General features: G+C 71.9%; 14 protein-coding genes. 4 read left to right on the forward strand and 10 right to left on the reverse strand.

Features of this window, described 5'->3' with window-relative positions:
- Positions 1-58 precede the first annotated feature (58 nt).
- Positions 59-289: a sulfurtransferase TusA family protein gene (locus PHZ_RS08910; RefSeq protein WP_012522168.1), complete on the forward strand. Its 231-nt coding sequence runs from the start codon at positions 59-61 to the stop codon at positions 287-289.
- On the opposite strand, the gene PHZ_RS08915 is transcribed toward PHZ_RS08910, so the two are convergent.
- From PHZ_RS08915 to PHZ_RS08925, 3 genes are all read right to left on the reverse strand, one after another.
- Positions 264-1,196 (reverse strand): YihY/virulence factor BrkB family protein, encoded by a 933-nt coding sequence (locus PHZ_RS08915; protein ID WP_236611890.1) that lies wholly within the window; start codon positions 1,194-1,196, stop codon positions 264-266. The two genes, PHZ_RS08910 and PHZ_RS08915, sit on opposite strands and share 26 nt — an antisense overlap.
- Positions 1,197-1,396: 200 nt before the next feature.
- Entirely contained in the window at positions 1,397-2,512 is a 1,116-nt protein-coding gene (locus tag PHZ_RS08920; protein ID WP_012522170.1) for a CaiB/BaiF CoA transferase family protein, read from the reverse strand.
- Between the two features lie 62 nt (positions 2,513-2,574).
- Positions 2,575-3,339: an SDR family NAD(P)-dependent oxidoreductase gene (locus tag PHZ_RS08925; RefSeq protein ID WP_012522171.1), complete on the reverse strand. Its 765-nt coding sequence runs from the start codon at positions 3,337-3,339 to the stop codon at positions 2,575-2,577.
- Positions 3,340-3,456: 117 nt separating this feature from the next.
- Between PHZ_RS08925 and PHZ_RS08930 the strand changes: the two genes are divergently transcribed.
- A complete protein-coding gene (locus PHZ_RS08930; RefSeq protein ID WP_012522172.1) occupies positions 3,457-4,788 on the forward strand; it encodes a diguanylate cyclase domain-containing protein in 1,332 nt (443 codons plus the stop codon).
- Here the strand turns inward: PHZ_RS08930 and mfd are convergent.
- Both mfd and PHZ_RS08940 read right to left on the reverse strand, forming a co-directional pair.
- Positions 4,785-8,234: a transcription-repair coupling factor gene (mfd, locus tag PHZ_RS08935; protein ID WP_041374058.1), complete on the reverse strand. Its 3,450-nt coding sequence runs from the start codon at positions 8,232-8,234 to the stop codon at positions 4,785-4,787. The genes PHZ_RS08930 and mfd overlap by 4 nt on opposite strands.
- A 28-nt stretch (positions 8,235-8,262) precedes the next feature.
- Entirely contained in the window at positions 8,263-8,550 is a 288-nt protein-coding gene (locus PHZ_RS08940; protein WP_012522174.1) for an FAD assembly factor SdhE, read from the reverse strand.
- Between the two features lie 59 nt (positions 8,551-8,609).
- Here PHZ_RS08940 and recG point away from each other — a divergent pair, with 59 nt between their 5' ends.
- A complete protein-coding gene (gene recG, locus PHZ_RS08945; protein ID WP_012522175.1) occupies positions 8,610-10,685 on the forward strand; it encodes an ATP-dependent DNA helicase RecG in 2,076 nt (691 codons plus the stop codon).
- Here recG and PHZ_RS08950 read toward each other — a convergent pair.
- Genes PHZ_RS08950 through kdsA form a run of 5 tightly spaced genes read right to left on the reverse strand, consistent with a single transcriptional unit; the run spans position 10,682 to position 16,155 of the window.
- Positions 10,682-11,680, reverse strand: a complete 999-nt coding sequence (locus PHZ_RS08950; protein ID WP_012522176.1) for an NADP-dependent oxidoreductase — start codon at positions 11,678-11,680, stop codon at positions 10,682-10,684. The two genes, recG and PHZ_RS08950, sit on opposite strands and share 4 nt — an antisense overlap.
- A 23-nt stretch (positions 11,681-11,703) precedes the next feature.
- A complete protein-coding gene (locus PHZ_RS08955) occupies positions 11,704-12,792 on the reverse strand; it encodes a DUF3089 domain-containing protein (RefSeq protein WP_012522177.1) in 1,089 nt (362 codons plus the stop codon).
- A gap of 3 nt (positions 12,793-12,795) precedes the next feature.
- Complete coding sequence (rfaD, locus tag PHZ_RS08960) at positions 12,796-13,797, reverse strand: ADP-glyceromanno-heptose 6-epimerase (RefSeq protein ID WP_012522178.1); 1,002 nt, start codon at positions 13,795-13,797, stop codon at positions 12,796-12,798.
- Positions 13,794-15,263 carry a D-glycero-beta-D-manno-heptose 1-phosphate adenylyltransferase gene (rfaE2, locus tag PHZ_RS08965; RefSeq protein WP_012522179.1) on the reverse strand — a complete coding sequence of 490 codons (1,470 nt, stop codon included), beginning with the start codon at positions 15,261-15,263 and terminating at the stop codon, positions 13,794-13,796. Before rfaE2 ends, rfaD begins: the two co-directional genes overlap by 4 nt.
- A 34-nt stretch (positions 15,264-15,297) precedes the next feature.
- The gene (gene kdsA, locus PHZ_RS08970) at positions 15,298-16,155 is read right to left on the reverse strand and encodes a 3-deoxy-8-phosphooctulonate synthase (RefSeq protein ID WP_012522180.1); all 858 of its coding nucleotides are present in this window, start codon (positions 16,153-16,155) and stop codon (positions 15,298-15,300) included.
- Between the two features lie 173 nt (positions 16,156-16,328).
- On the opposite strand from kdsA, the gene PHZ_RS08975 reads away from it, so the two are divergent.
- Positions 16,329-17,540 (forward strand): SAM-dependent methyltransferase, encoded by a 1,212-nt coding sequence (locus PHZ_RS08975; RefSeq protein ID WP_012522181.1) that lies wholly within the window; start codon positions 16,329-16,331, stop codon positions 17,538-17,540.
- Positions 17,541-17,583: the final 43 nt, after the last annotated feature.

Raw genomic sequence — 17,583 nt, forward strand, 5'->3', positions numbered from 1 at the left:
ACGCAAACTGCGAAGGCCGAGCTTGGGTTCCTCACCTCCGCTGGTGTAAGGCCCGCCGATGGCTTCCGACGAGATCCTGGTCGATGCGCGCGGTCACCGCTGCCCGGTGCCGACGCTGAGGCTGCGGCGGGCCCTGGAGGGGGCGCCGCCCGGCGGCCGCGTGCGGCTGCTGGCCGACGATCCGCTGGCCCGCATCGACGTTCCGCACTTCGCCGCCCAGGCTGGCGCGCAGGTGCTGGAGCAGTCCGAGGCGGACGGCGGCTTCAGCTTCCTGGTGGCGAAGGCCTGACCGGCCCGCGCCGCGTGTGCAGCGCCAGCTCCACCTCGGTGGCGAGCGCGCCGCCGAAGAACACCGCGTTCACGTTCCAGGACAGCCAGATCAGGAAGATCACCACCGTGGCGACCGAGCCGTAGGTCGCGCCGAGCTGGGCGATCTGCTCGACGTAGAAGCCCAGCGCCCAGGACGCGAAGATGCACAGGCCCGCGGCCGCCGCCCCGCCCAAAGTCGAGGCGCGCCAGTCCACCGGATCGCTCGACATCGCCCAGCGGTAGATGAAGGTCATGCCGGCGGTCATGCCGGCGCTGGCCCAGGTCCACTCGCTGTAGAGCCAGAGCGCCCCGCGCAGGGGCCGCAGGTCGAAGGTCTCGCCCAGAATCCGAAAGACGAAGAACACCGCCGACAGCGCGCCGAGCCCGGCGAACACCGCGATCAGCACCCACAGGGCCAGTAGGTTGAAGCCCACGAAGCCGCGCGGCTTGTCCTCGTCGTGGATGAAGGACAGGCCGGCCAGAAGGGCCTTGAAGCCCCTGTGCGCCGCGTAGCCGCCGATGACGAGGGCGACGCCGCTCTGCAGAGAGATCGCCTCGTGCGAGACCTGGCTCAGGCGCAGCATCTCCTTCTGGAAGATCAGCCGGGCGGCGTCGGGCATGATCCGCGCCACGTGCTCGGCCTGCCGCGCCGCCTGGGCGGGATCGAAGAAGAGGCTGTACGCGCCCATCAGGATCGCCAGCGCCGGGAAGATGGCGAGCATGACGAAGAAGCTGACGCCGCCCGTGTAGAGCATCACGTCGCGGCCCCACAGCCGGGTCAGCGCGCGGCCCGTGATCGTGAGCGCGGTGCGGGCCCAGTGGGCGGGATCCCAGTCGATGGATTGCAGGCGTCGGGCCAGGCCGTTCATCGGGCGCAGGGTGGTCAAGGCGTCCCTGACTCGCAAGGCGCCCCCTCAAAACACCTCGGCCTAAAGCCATAACGGCGCGCCGCTCTTGCGAGCAGCGCGCCGCCGATGGGCGTGTCGTTCCATCCGGATCGTCCGCCGCTTCGAGGGACGGGAGAGCGCGGCGACCGACCGATGCGCAAGATGGCTCCGGGCGGCTGAACCCAGCCTGAACGCGGCCTTCAGCTTCCCAGCGCCTCGATCTCGGCGTCGGTGAAGCCCCACTCGGAGAGCGCCTCCCGGGTGTGCGCGCCCACCTGCGGCGGCGGGCTCTGGATCGCGCCGGGCGTGGCCGAGAAGCGGGGCGCGGGCGCCGGCTGGGTGACGCCGGCGACCTCGACGAAGGTCTGGCGGGCGGCGTTGTGGGCGTGCTTCGGCGCCTCGTCCAGGTCGAGGACCGGGGCGAAGCAGACGTCGGTGGCCTCCATCAGGGCGCACCATTCGTCGCGGGTCCTGGTGGCGATCACGGCGGCCAGCTTCTCGCGTAGCATCGGCCAGGCGGCCTTGTCCATCTGGCGCTGGAAGTCGGGGTCGGTGATGCCGGTCTTCTCGAGCAGCAGGGCGTAGAACTGCGGCTCGATCGAGCCGATCGACACCCACTTGCCGTCCGAGCACTGGTAGGTGTCGTAGAAGTGCGCGCCGCCGTCGAGCAGGTTGGCGCGCCGCTCCTCGGTCCACATGCCCGAGGCCTTGAAGCCGTAGAACATGGCCATCAGCGAGGCGGCCCCGTCGCTCATGGCGCAGTCGACGACCTGGCCCTTGCCGGTCTCGCGGGCCTGGATGACCCCGGCCAGCAGGCCGAAGGCCAGGTACAGGGCCCCGCCCCCGAAGTCGCCGACCAGGTTCAGCGGCGGGACGGGCTTGTCCTTCGTGCCGATGGCGTGCAGCGCGCCGGTGATGGCGATGTAGTTCATGTCGTGGCCGGCGGCGTGGGCGTAGGGGCCGGTCTGGCCCCAGCCGGTCATGCGGCCGTAGACCAGCTTCGGATTGCGCTTCAGCGCCACGTCGGGGCCGAGGCCCAGGCGCTCCATGACCCCGGGACGGAAGCCCTCGAACACCGCGTCGGCCGTCTCCATGAGCTTCAGGCAGGCCTCGACGGCGGCGGGCGACTTCAGGTCCAGCGCCACCGATCGGCGGCCGCGGGCGGTGATGTCCGACGGCGCGCCCCCTCGCCCGCCCTTGCGGTCGATGCGGATGACGTCGGCGCCCAGGTCCGACAGCAGCATGCCGCAGAAGGGGCCCGGCCCGATGCCGGCGAACTCGACGATCTTCAGGCCGGTGAGCGGTCCCTGACGCATGCGCTTCCTCCTCGTTCTCGGCGATGGTCTTACGAATCCTGACGCGCCGTCAGCCAAGCGCCTCAGCCGCCGCCGGGCAGCGACTGTCCGTCGTCGACGGTGATGAGGCTGCCAGTGATCGCCCCCGCGGCCGGGCCGGCCAGCATCAGGAAGGCGGCGTCGAGGTCCGACGCCTGCATCAGGCGGCGGCGCGGGAAGCCCCGCAGCTGCTTCTGGCCGCCCTCGGTCGGCCACCAGGCGGCGTTGATGTCGGTCTCGATATAGCCGGGGCACAGGGCGTTGACGGCGACGCCGCGCCGCGCCCATTCCCGGGCCAGGCTCTTGGTCAGCATGCCGACGGCGGCCTTGGAGGCGCAGTAGGCGGACAGCCCCGGCAGGACCGTGTGGCTGGCGATCGAGGCGATGTTGACGATCCGGCCTTCGGCGCCGCGGGCGATCATCCGCCGCGCGGCCTCGACCGCGGCGAAGTACGTCCCGCGCACGTTCACGGCGAAGGTGTTGTCGAAGGCCTCCACCGACAGCTCCAGGGCCAGCCCCTCGCCGCCGACGCCGGCGTTGTTCACAAGCACGTCGATGGGGCCGAGCTCGCGTTCGATGCGCTCAAAGGCGGGGCCGATGGCGTCGGCGTCGGCGACGTCCAGCGGCAGGGCCAGCGCGCGGGCGCCGCCGGAGGACAGCTCGGCGGCCAGGGCCTCGATCTTCTCGATGCGGCGCGCGGTGACCGCCACCGCCGCGCCCTCGCGGGCCAGCAGGCGGGCGAAATGCTCCCCCAGGCCCCCGCTCGCCCCCGTGATCACCGCGACCTTGCCGGCCAGCTGTGCGCCCATGCGTCGCCCCTCTCCCGTTTCAGCTTTTCCGCAACCTTTGCGCGCGCCTAGTCGGTCCCGCTTTGGGCGCGCCCGATTCCGTGCTTAGGACAACGGCGGGCGTATTGGGATGGGGAAATGGCGGCAGGCGTACAGGCCCGGGTGTTGATCGCAGCCCGCGACGATTCCGTGGCCGGACCCCTGGCCGAGGGACTGGACCGCCTGGGCTGGCGGACCGTGACCGCGCGCCGGGCGGCGAGCGCCGAGGCGGCCCTCTCGGACCTGCAGATCGAGGCCGCCATCGTGGACCTGCAGAGCTTCGGCGACGAGGCGCCCGAGCTGGCCGCGCGGCTTAAGGCCGCCTGCGCGCCGCGGCGGATGCCGGTGGTGGCGATCGGGACTCCCGACCCGTTCCTGAAGGACCGCGGCTTCGACCTGACCATGGCCGCCCCGCTGCACCCGGCTCAGGCCGCCATGCGGCTGGAAACCCTTGTCCGTACAGCGGTTTCCGAGGAAGAGTTCGAGTTGCGGCTGGCGACCTTCGCCGAGCGCGGCCACGCGCTGGACATGCCGGCCGAGGACCTCACCCCGTACCGCGTGCTGGCCATCGGGGAGCCCGCGCCGCAGTTCCTGGCCCTGTCCAACGCCCTGGCCCGCAACGGCGCCGAGGTGGTGGGCGCGTTCACCGCCTTCACCGCCTTCGACTACCTGCACGAGCGGCCGTTCGACGCGGTCGTTCTGTGGGCCGGGGACAACCCGCAGGAGGCGATGTCGATCGCCGGCGGGATGCGGCGCAACACCCGCCTCTACCACACGCCCGCCCTGCTCTACCTGCGCGCCGACGCCTCGGTGACGACGTCGGAGGCCTATCACCGCGGAATCTCGGACGTGGCCTCGCCCGAGACGCCCGAGAGCGAGACGGCGCGCCGGGTCGTGGAGCTGGCGCGGACCTACCGCCGGCAGAAGTCGGTGCGCGAGGCGCTTGAGCAGGCCCGCCACTCGGGCCTGATGGACGCCGCCACCGGCCTCTTCACCCGGGACCTGTTCGCCGCCCACCTCGGCCGGCTGGCCCGCGCCGCCCAGGCGCGCAACCGGCCGCTGAGCGTGTGCGTCCTGAAGGTGGCCGAGAAGCCCGAGCTGCGCGCCCCGCGCGCCGGCGGCTGGGTGGCCCGGGCCGTGCCGCAGATCGGCTCGATGATCGGCCGCCTCGTGCGGGTGGAGGACACCGCCGCGCGCCTGGGTCCGGAGGTCTTCGCCCTCGCCCTCCCCGCCACGCCGCTGCACGCGGCGCGGGCCACCGGCGAGCGGATCGCCGCGGTGATCGGCTGCACGGCGTTCGACGCCGGCGACGGCGCCCAGCCGTTCGTGGTCGACTTCGACATGGGCGCGGCGGAAGTCCCCTCGCCCGAGGCCGTGGGTCGCGCGCTCGAGGAGGCCGCCGCCGCGGCGGCCGGCCGCAAGGCGAGCTAGGCCGCCAGCTTCGCCAGCTCGGCCAGGACCTTCTCGGCCGCGTTGAGGCGCTGGACCGGCGTCTCCCACTCGCCCTTGACCACCACCTTGTGGTCGGGACGGACCTTCCAGGCGACCTGGTTCTTGGCCACGAACTGGACGAGGCCCATCGGGTTCGGGAAGTCGTCGTTGCGGAAGGTGACGACGGCGCCCTTGGGGCCCACGTCGATCTTCGCCACGTTCGCCTGGCGGCAGAGGCCCTTGATGGCCACCACCTTCAGCAGCTGGTCGGCCTCGGGCGGCAGCGGCCCGAAGCGGTCGATCAGCTCGGCGGCCAGGGCCTCGCGGTCGTCCACCCGCTCGGCGTCCGAGATGCGCCGGTAGATGGCGAGGCGCACGTTCAGGTCGGGGATGTAGTCCTCGGGCAGCAGCACGGCCGCGCCAGTGTTGATCTGCGGCGACCAGCCCCGGTCAGGGACGCCCTCGGCGCCGGCCCGCTCCTTCAGCTCGTTGACGGCGTCCTCGAGCATCTGCTGGTAGAGCTCGACCCCGATCTCGCGGATGTGGCCGGACTGCTCCTCGCCCAGCAGGTTGCCGCCGCCGCGGATGTCGAGGTCGTGGCTGGCGAGCTGGAAGCCGGCGCCCAGGTTGTCCAGCGACTGCAGCACCTTCAGGCGCTTCTCGGCCGACAGGGTGATCTGCTTCTCGGCCGGGGTGGTCAGATAGGCGTAGGCGCGGCTCTTGGAGCGGCCGACCCGGCCCCGCAGCTGGTAGAGCTGAGCCAGGCCGAACATGTCGGCCCGGTGGATGATGAGGGTGTTGGCGGTCGGGATGTCGAGGCCGCTCTCCACGATCGTGGTCGACAGCAGCACGTCGTACTGGCCGTCGTAGAAGGCGCTCATCACCTCCTCGAGCTGGGTCGGAGCCATCTGGCCGTGGCCGACCACGAACTTCACCTCGGGGACCTGCTCGCGCAGGAAACGCTCCAGCTCGGGCAGGTCGTTGATCCGCGGGGCGACGAAATAGGCCTGGCCGCCGCGGTACTTCTCGCGCAGCAGCGCCTCGCGGATGACCACCGGATCCCAGGGCGTGATGTAGGTCCGCACCGCCAGCCGGTCGACCGGCGGGGTGGCGATGATCGACATCTCGCGGATGCCCGACAGCGACATCTGCAGGGTGCGCGGGATGGGCGTCGCCGTCAGGGTCAGCAGGTGCACGTCGGCGCGGAGCTCCTTGAGCTTCTCCTTGTGCTTGACCCCGAAGTGCTGCTCCTCGTCGACGATGACGAGGCCCAGGTTCTTGAACGAGACCTGCTTCGACAGGATGGCGTGGGTGCCGACGACGATCTCGACCTCGCCCTTGGCCAGGCCCTCGCGGGTCTCGGCAGCCTCCTTGGCCGTCACCAGCCGTGAGAGGCGGCGCACCTTCACCGGCCAGCCCTCGAACCGCTCGGTGAAGGTCTTGTAGTGCTGGCGCGCCAGGAGGGTCGTCGGCGCGACCACGGCCACCTGCTGGCCGCTCATGGCGACCACGAAGGCGGCGCGCAGCGCGACCTCGGTCTTGCCGAAGCCGACGTCGCCGCAGACCAGCCGGTCCATCGGCTTGCCGCCCGCCAGGTCTTCCAGCACGTCGCCGATGGCCATGAGCTGGTCCTCGGTCTCCTCGTAGGGGAACCGGGCGCAGAACTCGTCGAACACGCCCTGCGGCGGCTCGACGGCGTCGGTGGCCTTGGTGGCGCGCTCGGCGGCGATGCGGATGAGGCCGTCGGCCATCTCGCGCAGCCGCTCCTTGGCGCGGGCCTTGCGGGCCTGCCAGGCGGCGCCGCCGAGGCGGTCCAGCTGCACGTTCTCGGCGTCGGCGCCGTAGCGGGTCAGAAGGTCGATGTTCTCGACGGGCAGGTAGAGCTTCGCCTCGCCGCCGTACTGCAGCTCGAGCGTGTCGTGCGGCGCGCCCTGGACGTCCAGGGTTTTCAGCCCGTCGTAGCGGCCGATGCCGTGGTCGATGTGGACCACGAGGTCGCCCGGCGTCAGGGCCGAGGCTTCGGCCAGGAAGTTGGCCGCGCGGCGGCGCTTGCGCGGCCGGGCCAGGCGATCGCCCAGGATGTCGGTCTCGGAGATGACCGCCAGGCTGTCGGTCTCGAAGCCGTGGTCGAGGGGCAGGACGACCCGCTGCGGGGTCTTCGGATCGGCCGCCTTGGCCGCGTCCCAGTACGGGGCGAACGGCAGGGTCTTGAGCCCGTGGTCGGCCAGCATGTGGCCGAGGCGGTCGGAGGAGCCCTCGGACCACGAGGCGAACAGCACCCGCTTGCCGTCCGACGACAACTTCTTGGCGTGGTCGGCGGTGGCCTCGAAGAGGTTGACGCTGTCCAGCTTGCGCTCGGGACCGAAGTCGCGGCCCTGGCGCGCGCCCATGTCGAGCACCGCCTCGCCCTCGGCCTCCTGGAAGGCGGAGAACCGGCGGGTGGCCCGCTTCGCCAGCCGCTCGGACCACTCGTCCTTGTCGAGGTAGAGGCGCTCGGGCTCCAGCGGGTGGTACTGGACCTTGCGCTCGGTCGCCGCCCGGCTCTCGTAGGCGTCGGCGATCATCTCCAGCCGCTCGTCGCGGGCGTCGCGCGAGAGATGGTCGAGGCCGACCAGCGCGTCCTTCGGCAGGTAGTCGAACAGGGTCGCCATCTCGCCGTAGAACAGCGGCAGGTAGTGCTCCATGCCGGCCCGCCGGCCGCCCTCGGAGATGGCGGCGTAGAGCGGATCGTCGCCGGGCGCCCCGAAGGCCTCCAGATAGCCGGTGCGGAACCGGCTGATGGCGTCGGCGTCCAGCAGGGCCTCGCTGACCGGCAGGAGGGAGACCTCCTTGAGCTGCTTCGTCGAGCGCTGGGTCTCGGGATCGAAGGCGCGGATGCTCTCGAGGGTGTCGCCGAACAGGTCGAGGCGCACCGGCTCCTCGGCCGTGGGCGGGAAGACGTCGATCACCCCGCCGCGGATGGCGAACTCGCCGCGGTCCGAGACGGTGGAGGCCCGGGCGTAGCCATTCACCGCGAAGTAGCGCTCGAGGTCGGCGATCTCGACCGAGTTGCCGACCTTCGCCGAATAGCTGGCCCGCTTCACCGCCTTCACCGGCGGCACGCGCTGGAGCAGCGAGGGGACCGAGGTGACCAGCAGCGCCGGCTTCTTCTCGTCCAGGCCCTCGGCCAGGCGCGACAGCGTGGCCATCCGCTGGGCCGCGACGCCCGGCGACGGGCCGATCCGGTCGTACGGCAGGCAGTCCCAGGCGGGGAGCGTCAGGACCTCGACGTTCTGGGCGAAGAAGCGGAAGGCGTCGGCGAAGGCCGAAAGCCTCGCCCCGTCGCGGGCGACGAACACCGACAGGCCTTTGCGCGCCTTGACCACGTCGGCCATGACGAGGGCGTCGAAGCCCTCGGGCGCGCCCACCAGGTCCAGCCGGCCGGGATCGTCGGCGACGCGCCGCAGCTGGGCCGCGCTTACGGGTCGGGAGCCGTCAGCCGCCACCGGTCATGCCTTTCGCGTAAACCTCGTCGCGGAACGTCTTGAGACGCCTCATCAGCTCGCCGTCGAAAGCGGCCGGGACGGGCTCGCGGTCGACGATCCAGGCGTAGAGGTCCTGGTCGGGCTGCTCCAGCAGCCGTTCGAACCAGTCCAGCTCCTCGGGGGAGAACGTGGAGACGTGTTTGTCCGCGAACGGCCCCAGAATGAGGTCCGCTTCCCGGAAACCGCGGCGCCAGGCGCGCAGCTTCAGCTTCTTCTGCCGTGGATCATCTTCGGTCATCAGGAGGTCGCGGATATAGAGCCCCCCTCGCTCCGGCGCCAGTCAGGTATGTTGCAATCATGCGGCCGGAGATTCTGTTCCCGCTGTTTGCGCCGATAACCTCCTTGAAGGGGGTGGGCCCGCGCGTGGCCCCGCTGCTGGAGAAGGTGGCGGGCCCGATCGTGCGCGACGTGTTGTGGCTGAAGCCGCACTCGCTGATCCGCCGCACGCCCGCGGTGCTGTCGGCCGCCCGCGACGGCGAGACCATGACCTTCGAGGTGGCGATCCACGGCTATCAGGCGCCGCGGACCAAGGCCCAGCCGTGGCGGGTGCAGGTGACCGACCCCACCGGCTTCATGACCCTGGTGTTCTTCGGCCGCTACGGCGACCAGCTCGCCCAGCGCCATCCGGTGGGCGCGAGAAGGATCGTCTCGGGCAAGGTCGAGGAGAGCAGCTTCGGCCGGCAGATGGTCCATCCCGACTACATCCTGCCGCCCGAGAAGGCCGGCGAGATTCCCGAGCTCGAGGCGGTATATCCGGCGACCGAAGGCCTGCCCGCGCGCCGGGTGCGCGGCTTCGTGCTCGAGGCGCTGGAGCGCGCGCCCGAGCTGCCGGAATGGCAGGACCCGGCGTTCCTGCGCCAGGAGCAGTTCCCCGCCTGGCGCGCGGCGATGGAGCGCCTGCACAATCCGCAGAGCGAGGCCGACCTGTCGCTGCTGAGCCCGCACCGGCGACGGCTGGCCTTCGACGAGCTGCTGGCGCACCAGCTGGCCATGGCGCAGCGCAAGGCGGCGCGCCGGCGCGAGCCCGCCGCCAGGGTCGCCGCGAGCGAGACGGCCGAGAAGATCCGCGCGGACCTGCCCTTTCGGTTCACCGGAGCCCAGGAGCGCGCCCTGGCCGAGATCCGCGCCGATCTTTCCGCCGGCGAGCGGATGAGCCGGCTGGTCCAGGGGGACGTCGGCTCGGGCAAGACGGTGGTGGCGATGTGCGCCATGGCGGACGTGGCGGCCAGCGGCGGCCAGTCGGCCCTGATGGCCCCGACCGAAATCCTGGCCCGGCAGCACTACGAGACCATCTCGGGGCCCCTGGCCGCGCATGGCGTGGGAACCGTCCTGCTGACCGGCCGCGACAAGGGGGCGGCGCGCCGGGAGAAGCTGGCGGCCCTGGCCTCGGGCGAGGCCAGGGTGGCGGTGGGCACCCACGCGCTCTTTCAGGACGAGGTGGCGTTCCAGAAGCTGCAGCTGGTGGTCATCGACGAGCAGCACCGGTTCGGCGTCGCCGAGCGCCAGCGGCTGCAGGCCAAGGGCGAGGCCACCCACCTGATCGCCATGTCGGCCACGCCGATCCCGCGCACGCTGGAGCTGACCGTCTACGGCGACCTCGACGTCAGCCGGATCGACGAAAAGCCCCCTGGCCGCACGCCGGTGGCCACCCGCGCCGCGCCGATGACCCGGGCGCACGAGGTGGAGGCCCGCCTGCGCGAGGCGGTGCAGGGCGGCGCCCAGGCGTTCTGGATCTGCCCGCTGGTCTCGGAGTCGGAGGCCACCGACCTGGCCGCCGCCGAGCGCCGGGCCGCCGAGCTGACCGAGCGCATCGGCCCCAGCGTGGGCCTGGTCCACGGCCGCCTGCCGCCCGCCGCCAAGGACGCGGTGATGGCGGAGTTCGCCGAGGGGCGGCTCTCCGTCCTCGTCGCCACCACGGTGGTCGAGGTGGGCGTCAACGTGCCCAACGCCACCATCATGGTCATCGAGCAGGCCGAGCGCTTCGGCCTGGCCCAGCTCCACCAGCTCCGGGGCCGGGTCGGGCGCGGACGGCGCGAGAGCGCCTGCGTGCTGCTGTACGACCCGCCGCTGTCGGAGACCGCGCAGCAGCGGCTGGACATCCTGCGTCGCACCGACGACGGCTTCGTCATCGCCGAGAAGGACCTGGAGCTGCGCGGCGGCGGCGACGCCCTGGGCCTGCGCCAGTCCGGCTTCCCGGACTACGCCTTCGCCGACCCCATCGCCCACCGCGACCTGATCGCCGCCGCCGGCGACGACGCGCGGCTCATCGTGATGCGCGACCCCGAGCTCGCCGGCGAGCGCGGCAAGGCCCTGCAGGTGCTGCAGGAGCTGTTCGACTGGAAGGCGAACCTCGGGCTGAGGGACGCCGGCTAGACCCGCACCATCCGCTTGCCGCGGTTCTCGCCGTGGAGCAGGCCGACGAGCGCCTGGGGCAGGTTCTCGAAGCCGTCGATGACGTCCTCCTGCACCTTGAGCTTTCCGGCGCCGACCCAGGCCTGCAGGTCGGCGAGCGCCGCCTCGCGCCGGTCGTCGAAGTCCGAGACGATGAAGCCGCGCAGGGTCAGGCGCTTGGTGACGATCAGCCCCGGCACGCCGCGGGGGCCGTGGCGCGGCGCCTCGCCGTCGTACTGCGAGACGGCGCCGCAGCAGGCGATCCGGCCGAAGGTCTTCATGCCGAACAGGCAGGCCTCGAAGACCTCGCCGCCGACGTTGTCGAAGTAGACGTCGATCCCCTCGCCCACGGCCTCGCGGAGCTGGCGCTTGAAGTCGGCGGCCTTGTAGTCGACGGCGGCGTCGAACCCGAGCTCGTCGGTCAGCCAGCGGCCCTTCTCGGCCCCCCCGGCGATCCCGATCACCCGGCAGCCCTGGATCCGGGCGATCTGGCCGACGATCGAGCCCACCGAGCCCGCGGCGGCGGACACCACGACCGTCTCGCCCGCCTGGGGGCGGCCGCATTCCAGCAGGCCGAAGTAGGCGGTCAGGCCCGCGACGCCGTAGACGCTGAGCAGGTGGGTCATCGGCTCCAGTTTCGGCAGCTTCGACAGGCGCCGGGCCGGGAGGGCGGCGTAGTCCTGCCAGCCGGTGTCGGCGAACACGAGGTCGCCCGGCGCCAGCTCGGGGGCGTTGGACTCCACCACCTCGGCCAGGGCGCCGCCGGCCATGACGTCGCCCGCGGCCAGGGCCGAGCGGTAGGTCGCGCCCTGCATCCAGGCCCGGTTCGCCGCATCCAGCGAGACGTAGCGCGTGCGGACGACGACCTCTCCCGGCCCGGCCGTCGGGCGTTCGCCCTCCACCAGCCGGAAATGGGCGGGGGTCAGGTGGCCCTGGGGCAGCTCGGCGAGGACGAACTGGCGGTTGGTCTCGGACATGGCGGCGTCTCCTGTGTCGGGGGCTAGCGCGCCTGGAAGGCGGCGAGCCGGGCCTGGGCGTCGGCTTCGAGGTCGGCGTAGAAGAGGTTGAAGCCGGGGGCCTTGCGCCGGTCGGCCCACGAGCCGGTCTTGCGCAGGGCCGAGGATTTCGGCCGGCTCACGTGCAGCACGCCCTGCCGGCATTGCGCGGCCACCTGGCGCGCCAGGAAGGCCGGCCGGGCGCCCCACTCCAGGCCGGTGGCGTTGGCCGCTCCAAGGTGCAGCCGCGCCGGGGCCGGCGCGTCCGTGGTCGACCCCAGCACCGGGTTGAAGCAGAGCGCCGGCCGCGGCGTCAGGTTCTCGAGCTCCCCGCGGCCGTTCCAGACGAGCGCCCGGTCGAGCTTGCGCTTGGCGGCGTCGAACTCGCCCTCGTCCACCCTGGCCCAGGCGGCGAGGCAGCCGGCCTGGCGCCGCTCGGTGCAGGGCGGCAGCGGCGGGCTGTCGGCGGGGACCACGGTGTCCACCAGATAGGCGGCGACCAGCCTGGCGCGCAGCGCGGGATCGCGGGCCACCTCCTGCTCCAGCAGGCGAAGCCCCAGCGTGCCGCCCTGCTCCACCCCGACGACGAGGAACGGCCGGCCCCGGTTGTCGCGCTGGAGGTAGGTGCGGAACGCCTCCTGCACGTCGGCGTAGGCGAAGCGGCGCGCCTCACGGGCGTCCTCGCGCAGCGTCAGCAGGGAGTAGAGGCTGGCCTGGCGGTACTTCGGCGCAAAGATCCGGCCCACCCCGACGAAGGGCCCGACATAGTTCGGCGCCATGGTCTCGCGGAACTCCTCGAGCGCCTCGGGATCGTCGATCGGCGCGTTCCAGTGGCGCCCGCCCTCGTAGGTCGTCGGAGCGATGAAGAAGACGTCCGCCGGGCGATCGGTCTCGTCGCGGGGCAGCAGGGCCCAGGCCGCGGGCGCGGCGTAGTCGGGCGCCGGCGGCGGCTCGTAGGTCTGGAACGGCACCTTGGGGTCGAGCGTGGTCCGCACCAGGTCGCCCCAGTAGAAGCCCACCGCCGCGCCCACCAGCAGGATCAGGCCCAGGAGGGCCGCGGTCAGCCAGCGGCGCGAGCGCGGACCTGCGGACATCGCCTAGCGGTAGGGATCGGGCTGGCTGAGGTAATTGCCGACATAGTCGCCGATCCCCTCCTCCAGCGGCGTCATGGCGGCCGGGTAGCCGGCCTCGAACAGCCGGTCCATCTGCGCCTGGGTGAAGTACTGGTACTTGTCGCGGATGGCGGGCGGCATGGGCGTGTATTCGATCTGGGCGTTCTTGCCCGCCGCCTCGAAGACGTTGCGCGCCATCTCCTCGAAGGTCCGCGCCTGGCCCGAGCCCAGGTTGAAGACCCCGCTCACCTGCGGGCTGTCCAGCAGCCAGCGGGTCACGTCGGCGGCGTCGCGGACGTAGACGAAGTCGCGCTTCTGGCCCCCGTCCGGCACGTCGGGCCGGTAGCTCTTGAAGAGCTGCACCGCGTGGCCCTCGCGCACCTGCGGCCAGATCTGCGCCGCCACGGACTTCATCGAGTGCTTGTGCTCCTCGTTGGGCCCGTAGACGTTGAAGAACTTCAGCCCCACCCACTGCGGCGGGGCGTAGTCGCGGCCCGCCTGGCGCACGGCGAAGAGGTCGAACAGCGCCTTCGACCAGCCGTAGGTGTTGAGCGGTCGCAGCCGGGCCAGCGCCTCGTAGTCGTTGTCGTCCGAGAAGCCGTGCTCGCCCGCCCCGTAGGTGGCCGCCGACGAGGCGTAGACGAACCGGCGCTGCCGGTCGGCGCACCAGCGGAACAGGTCGCGGCTGAGGGTGAAGTTCGAGTGGACGATCTTGTCCGCGTCGGGCTCGGTCGTGGAGGAGACCGCGGCCATGTGGACGACCATCTCCACGTCGCGCCAGCGCTTCTCCAGCCAGTCGAACATGTCCTCGGGCGCGACGAAGTCGCCGATCGGGTGCTTGGCGATGTTGCGCCACTTGCCGAGCTCGGCCTCACGCAGCCGGTCGCAGACGACGACGTCCAGGCTGCGGTCCTCGGCCAGCTTGGCGGCGATGTTCGAGCCGATGAAGCCCGCGCCGCCGGTCACGAAGACGATCTTGCGGGTCATGCCTTCTCTTTCTTCATCCGGGCGATGGCCGCGGTGGTGGAATAGCCGTCCACCAAGCTGGCGAGCTTCACCTCGCCGCCCCAGGACCGGACCTGCTCGGCGCCCACCACCTGGTCCTCGGAATAGTCGGCGCCCTTGACCAGCACGTCGGGCCGGGCGGCCTCGATCAGCTTCAGCGGCGTCAGCTCCTCGAACGGCGCGACGAGATCCACGCTCTGCAGCCCGGCCAGCACCAGGGCGCGGCTCTCCAGGTCGTTCACCGGCCGCCCCTCGCCCTTCAGGGCGCGGACGGACTCGTCGGAATTCAGGCCCACGATCAGCCGGTCGCACCAGGCCTTGGCCTGGGAAAGGTAGGCCACGTGGCCGCGGTGCAGGATGTCGAAGCAGCCGTTGGTGAAGCCCACCCGCAGGCCCTGGGCGCGCCAGCGGGCAACCTCCTCGACCATGCGCTGCGGCGTGGCGACCTTGGCCTCGGCCGGCGCCATGTGGGCGGTCAGGACGGCCTCCACCAGCTCCTCGGGCGAGACCGTCGCGGTGCCCGCCTTGCCCACCGCGACGCCGGAGGCGAGCTGGGCGAAGGCGATGGCGTCCTCCAGCCCCGCGCCGCCGGCCAGGGCCAAGCCGAGGGCCGCCAGGGCCGTGTCCCCCGCCCCCGAGGCGTCGAACACCTCGCGCGCCACGGTCGGGAAGTGGCGCACCGGCCAGCCGCGCAGGCCGAGGGAGGCGCCCTTGCCCGAGCGGGTGACCAGAACGCCCCGCGCCGACCACAGCTCGAGCGCGCGGGCGAGCGCGGCCTCCACCTCGGCGTCGGTGTCGGTCGGCATGTCGGTGGCGTAGGCCAGCTCGGAGGCGTTCGGTTTGACGAGGTCGATCTCGCCGTAGCGGGCGAACGAGCGGGCCTTGGAGTCCACCACCACCTTGGCGCCGGTCTCGGCGGCGGCCTCGCGGCAGGCGGCGATGACGGCGTCGGTCACCACGCCCTTGCCGTAGTCGGACAGCAGGATCACGCCGGCGCCCCGGGCGGCGTCTCGGATGGTGCGCACGAGCCGCTGCTCGCACTCGCCCTCGACCGGCCGGCTCTCCTCGAGGTCCACGCGCAGGAGCTGCTGGCCGCCCGAGACAAAGCGGGTCTTCAGGGTGGTCGGCCGGGAGGGATCGGTGACGAGATAGCCCTCGATGGCCGGCTCCTCGCCGACCAGGCGGGAGGCTTCATGGCCCTCGGCGTCGCCGCCGACGAGCCCCACCAGGGCGACCGAGCCGCCCAGGGCGGCGACGTTGCGCGCCACGTTGCCGGCGGCGCCCAGCATCATGATCTCGCGGCTGCGGGCGAGCACCGGGATGGGCGCCTCGGGCGAGACGCGGCTGACCGAGCCGTAGACGAAACGGTCCACCATCAGGTCGCCCACGCAGGCGACGCGCTTGCCCGGGACCTCGCTGAGGAGGTGCTGGAGTGCGGCCAGATCCATGGGGCTCAGGGTGTGCGGCGCGTTGGCGGGCCGGTCAAGCCGCGCGGGCGACCTCGTGCAGCGCCTTGAGCTGGCGCAGCAGCGGCTCGGCGCCGTCCAGCGGCAGGCAGCTTGGCCCGTCGCAGAGCGCCTTGTCGGGGTCGGGATGGAACTCCAGGAACACCCCGTCGGCCCCGGAGACGACGGCGGCCCTGGCGATCACCGCCACGCCCTCGCGCCGTCCGCCCGTCGAGGCGCCGCCGGTGCGCGGGTCGGCGCCGGGGAGTTGGACCGCGTGGGTGGCGTCGATGGTCACGGGGCAGCCCAGCTTCTTCATCTCGCCGATGCCGAGCATGTCGACGACCAGGTTGTTGTAGCCGAAGGACGAGCCGCGCTCGCAAAGGACGGTGATTTCGGCGCCGCCCGTGGCCTCCTTCACCTTGGAGACGATGTTCTTGGCGTCCCAGGGCGCCAGGAACTGGCCCTTCTTGACGTGCAGCAGGCCGCCGGCGGCGTGGATGGCCCGCGCGGAGGCGACGACGAGGTCCGTCTGACGGCACAGGAAGGCGGGGATCTGCAGCAGGTCCACCACCTCGGCCAGTGGGCCGGCCTGGCCGGGCTCGTGGATGTCGGTGGCGATCGGCACGCCCACCTGGTCCTTCACCGCCTTCAGCATCGCGAGCCCCGCCTCCAGGCCAGGGCCGCGGTAGCTGCTGATCGACGAGCGGTTCGCCTTGTCGAAGCTGGCCTTGAACACGAACGGCAGCTGGAGCCGCTCGCACGCCGCCTTCAGGTGGCGGGCCGTGGCCAGGGCCAGCGCCTCGTCCTCCAGCACGTTGAGCCCGGCGATCACCACCAGCGGCTGGCCGTCGCCGATGGCGAGGTTCCAGCGATCGAGCTTCAGGACGGCCATGGGGCTCCTCTCGTCTGCGGCGGCCTAAGTGCGGCGCCGCGCCCCCGATCTCAAGTCCCGGATCGCGCTCCCGCGGCATCCGCCGGCCAGCCGCGGCCGTAGTTGAGCTCGCCGGCGATTCGCACGCCGGCGAAGATCGGTGTTATCGTTGTCTGGCTTAGGGGGAAGCGAGCATGGGCCTGGATCACAAGATCGCGGAGCTCGCCGGCGCGCCAGCGGCCTTCAGAGCCGCCGCCAGGATCATCGCGCGCAACTGGCAGGCGGGCGTCCTCACCTTCGTGCTGCCGGACGGGCGCGAGTTCCGGCTGCAGGGCGATGCGCCCGGCCGCGACGGCCGCCTGGTGGTCCGCGACTATCGCTTCATGAAACGGGTGCTGGCCTCGGGCGACATCGGCTTCGCCGAAGGCTACATGGCCGGCGAGTGGGACACGCCCGACCTTTCGGCGCTGCTGGAGGTCCTGGCGCTGAACTTCAACAACATCGACCAAGTGGCCACGGGCAATCCGGTGATGTCCTTCGTCCACTTCGTCGGCCACCTGCTGCGCGGCAACACGCGAGCGGGCTCGCGGCGGAACATCCACGCCCACTACGACCTCGGGAACGCCTTCTATTCGCGCTGGCTGGACCCCACCATGACCTACTCGTCGGCTCGCTTCGAGAAGCCCGGCGAGCCGCTGTCCGAGGCCCAGCGGCGCAAGTACCGCACCCTCGCCGAGAGCATGGGGCTGAAGCCCGACCACCACGTGCTGGAGATCGGCTGCGGCTGGGGCGGCTTCGCCGAGTACGCCGCCCGCGAGGTGGGCGCGAAGGTCACCGGCATCACCATTTCCGAGGAGCAGTACAGGTTCGCGAGTCGGCGGATGTTCGAGCAGGGGCTGAACGAGCGGGCCGAGATCCGGCTGGTGGACTACCGCGACGTCGAGGGCCGGTTCGACCGGGTCGCCTCCATCGAGATGTTCGAGGCGGTGGGCGAGCGCTACTGGCCCACCTACTTCGGGAAGATCCGCGAGAGCCTCGCCCCCGGCGGCCGGGCCGGCCTGCAGATCATCACCATCCGGGACGAACTGTTCGACCACTACCGGCGGCGGGCCGACTTCATCCAGAAGTACATCTTCCCGGGCGGCATGCTGCCTTCGGAGGCGCGGCTGAAGGCCGAGACCGAGAAGGCGGGGCTCTCCTGGGCCGGCGTCTCGCGCTTCGGCCAGAACTACGCCGACACCCTGGCCGAGTGGGCCCGGCGCTTCGAGGGGGCCTGGGACGACATCCGCCGGCTGGGCTTCGACGAGCGGTTCCGCAAGCTCTGGCGCTTCTATCTCAGCTACTGCGAGGCCGGCTTCCGCACCGCGCGGACCGACGTCGTTCAGCTCAGCTTGGCGCGGACTTAGAAATCCGCCCCTGTCGCAACCGGCCCGGCTTGCCTAATTAGCG

It is taken from the genome of Phenylobacterium zucineum HLK1, assembly GCF_000017265.1.
Classification (GTDB): domain Bacteria; phylum Pseudomonadota; class Alphaproteobacteria; order Caulobacterales; family Caulobacteraceae; genus Phenylobacterium; species Phenylobacterium zucineum.

What these genes read in the sequence shown, in the direction of transcription:
- PHZ_RS08910 (WP_012522168.1), top strand. Translation starts at nt 59, where the DNA reads ATGGCTTCCGACGAGATCCTGGTCGATGCGCGCGGTCACCGCTGCCCG.
- PHZ_RS08920 (WP_012522170.1), bottom strand. Translation starts at nt 2,512, where the DNA reads ATGCGTCAGGGACCGCTCACCGGCCTGAAGATCGTCGAGTTCGCCGGC.
- PHZ_RS08925 (WP_012522171.1), bottom strand. Translation starts at nt 3,339, where the DNA reads ATGGGCGCACAGCTGGCCGGCAAGGTCGCGGTGATCACGGGGGCGAGC.
- PHZ_RS08930 (WP_012522172.1), top strand. Translation starts at nt 3,457, where the DNA reads ATGGCGGCAGGCGTACAGGCCCGGGTGTTGATCGCAGCCCGCGACGAT.
- PHZ_RS08940 (WP_012522174.1), bottom strand. Translation starts at nt 8,550, where the DNA reads ATGACCGAAGATGATCCACGGCAGAAGAAGCTGAAGCTGCGCGCCTGG.
- recG (WP_012522175.1), top strand. Translation starts at nt 8,610, where the DNA reads ATGCGGCCGGAGATTCTGTTCCCGCTGTTTGCGCCGATAACCTCCTTG.
- PHZ_RS08950 (WP_012522176.1), bottom strand. Translation starts at nt 11,680, where the DNA reads ATGTCCGAGACCAACCGCCAGTTCGTCCTCGCCGAGCTGCCCCAGGGC.
- PHZ_RS08955 (WP_012522177.1), bottom strand. Translation starts at nt 12,792, where the DNA reads ATGTCCGCAGGTCCGCGCTCGCGCCGCTGGCTGACCGCGGCCCTCCTG.
- rfaD (WP_012522178.1), bottom strand. Translation starts at nt 13,797, where the DNA reads ATGACCCGCAAGATCGTCTTCGTGACCGGCGGCGCGGGCTTCATCGGC.
- rfaE2 (WP_012522179.1), bottom strand. Translation starts at nt 15,263, where the DNA reads ATGGATCTGGCCGCACTCCAGCACCTCCTCAGCGAGGTCCCGGGCAAG.
- kdsA (WP_012522180.1), bottom strand. Translation starts at nt 16,155, where the DNA reads ATGGCCGTCCTGAAGCTCGATCGCTGGAACCTCGCCATCGGCGACGGC.
- PHZ_RS08975 (WP_012522181.1), top strand. Translation starts at nt 16,329, where the DNA reads ATGGGCCTGGATCACAAGATCGCGGAGCTCGCCGGCGCGCCAGCGGCC.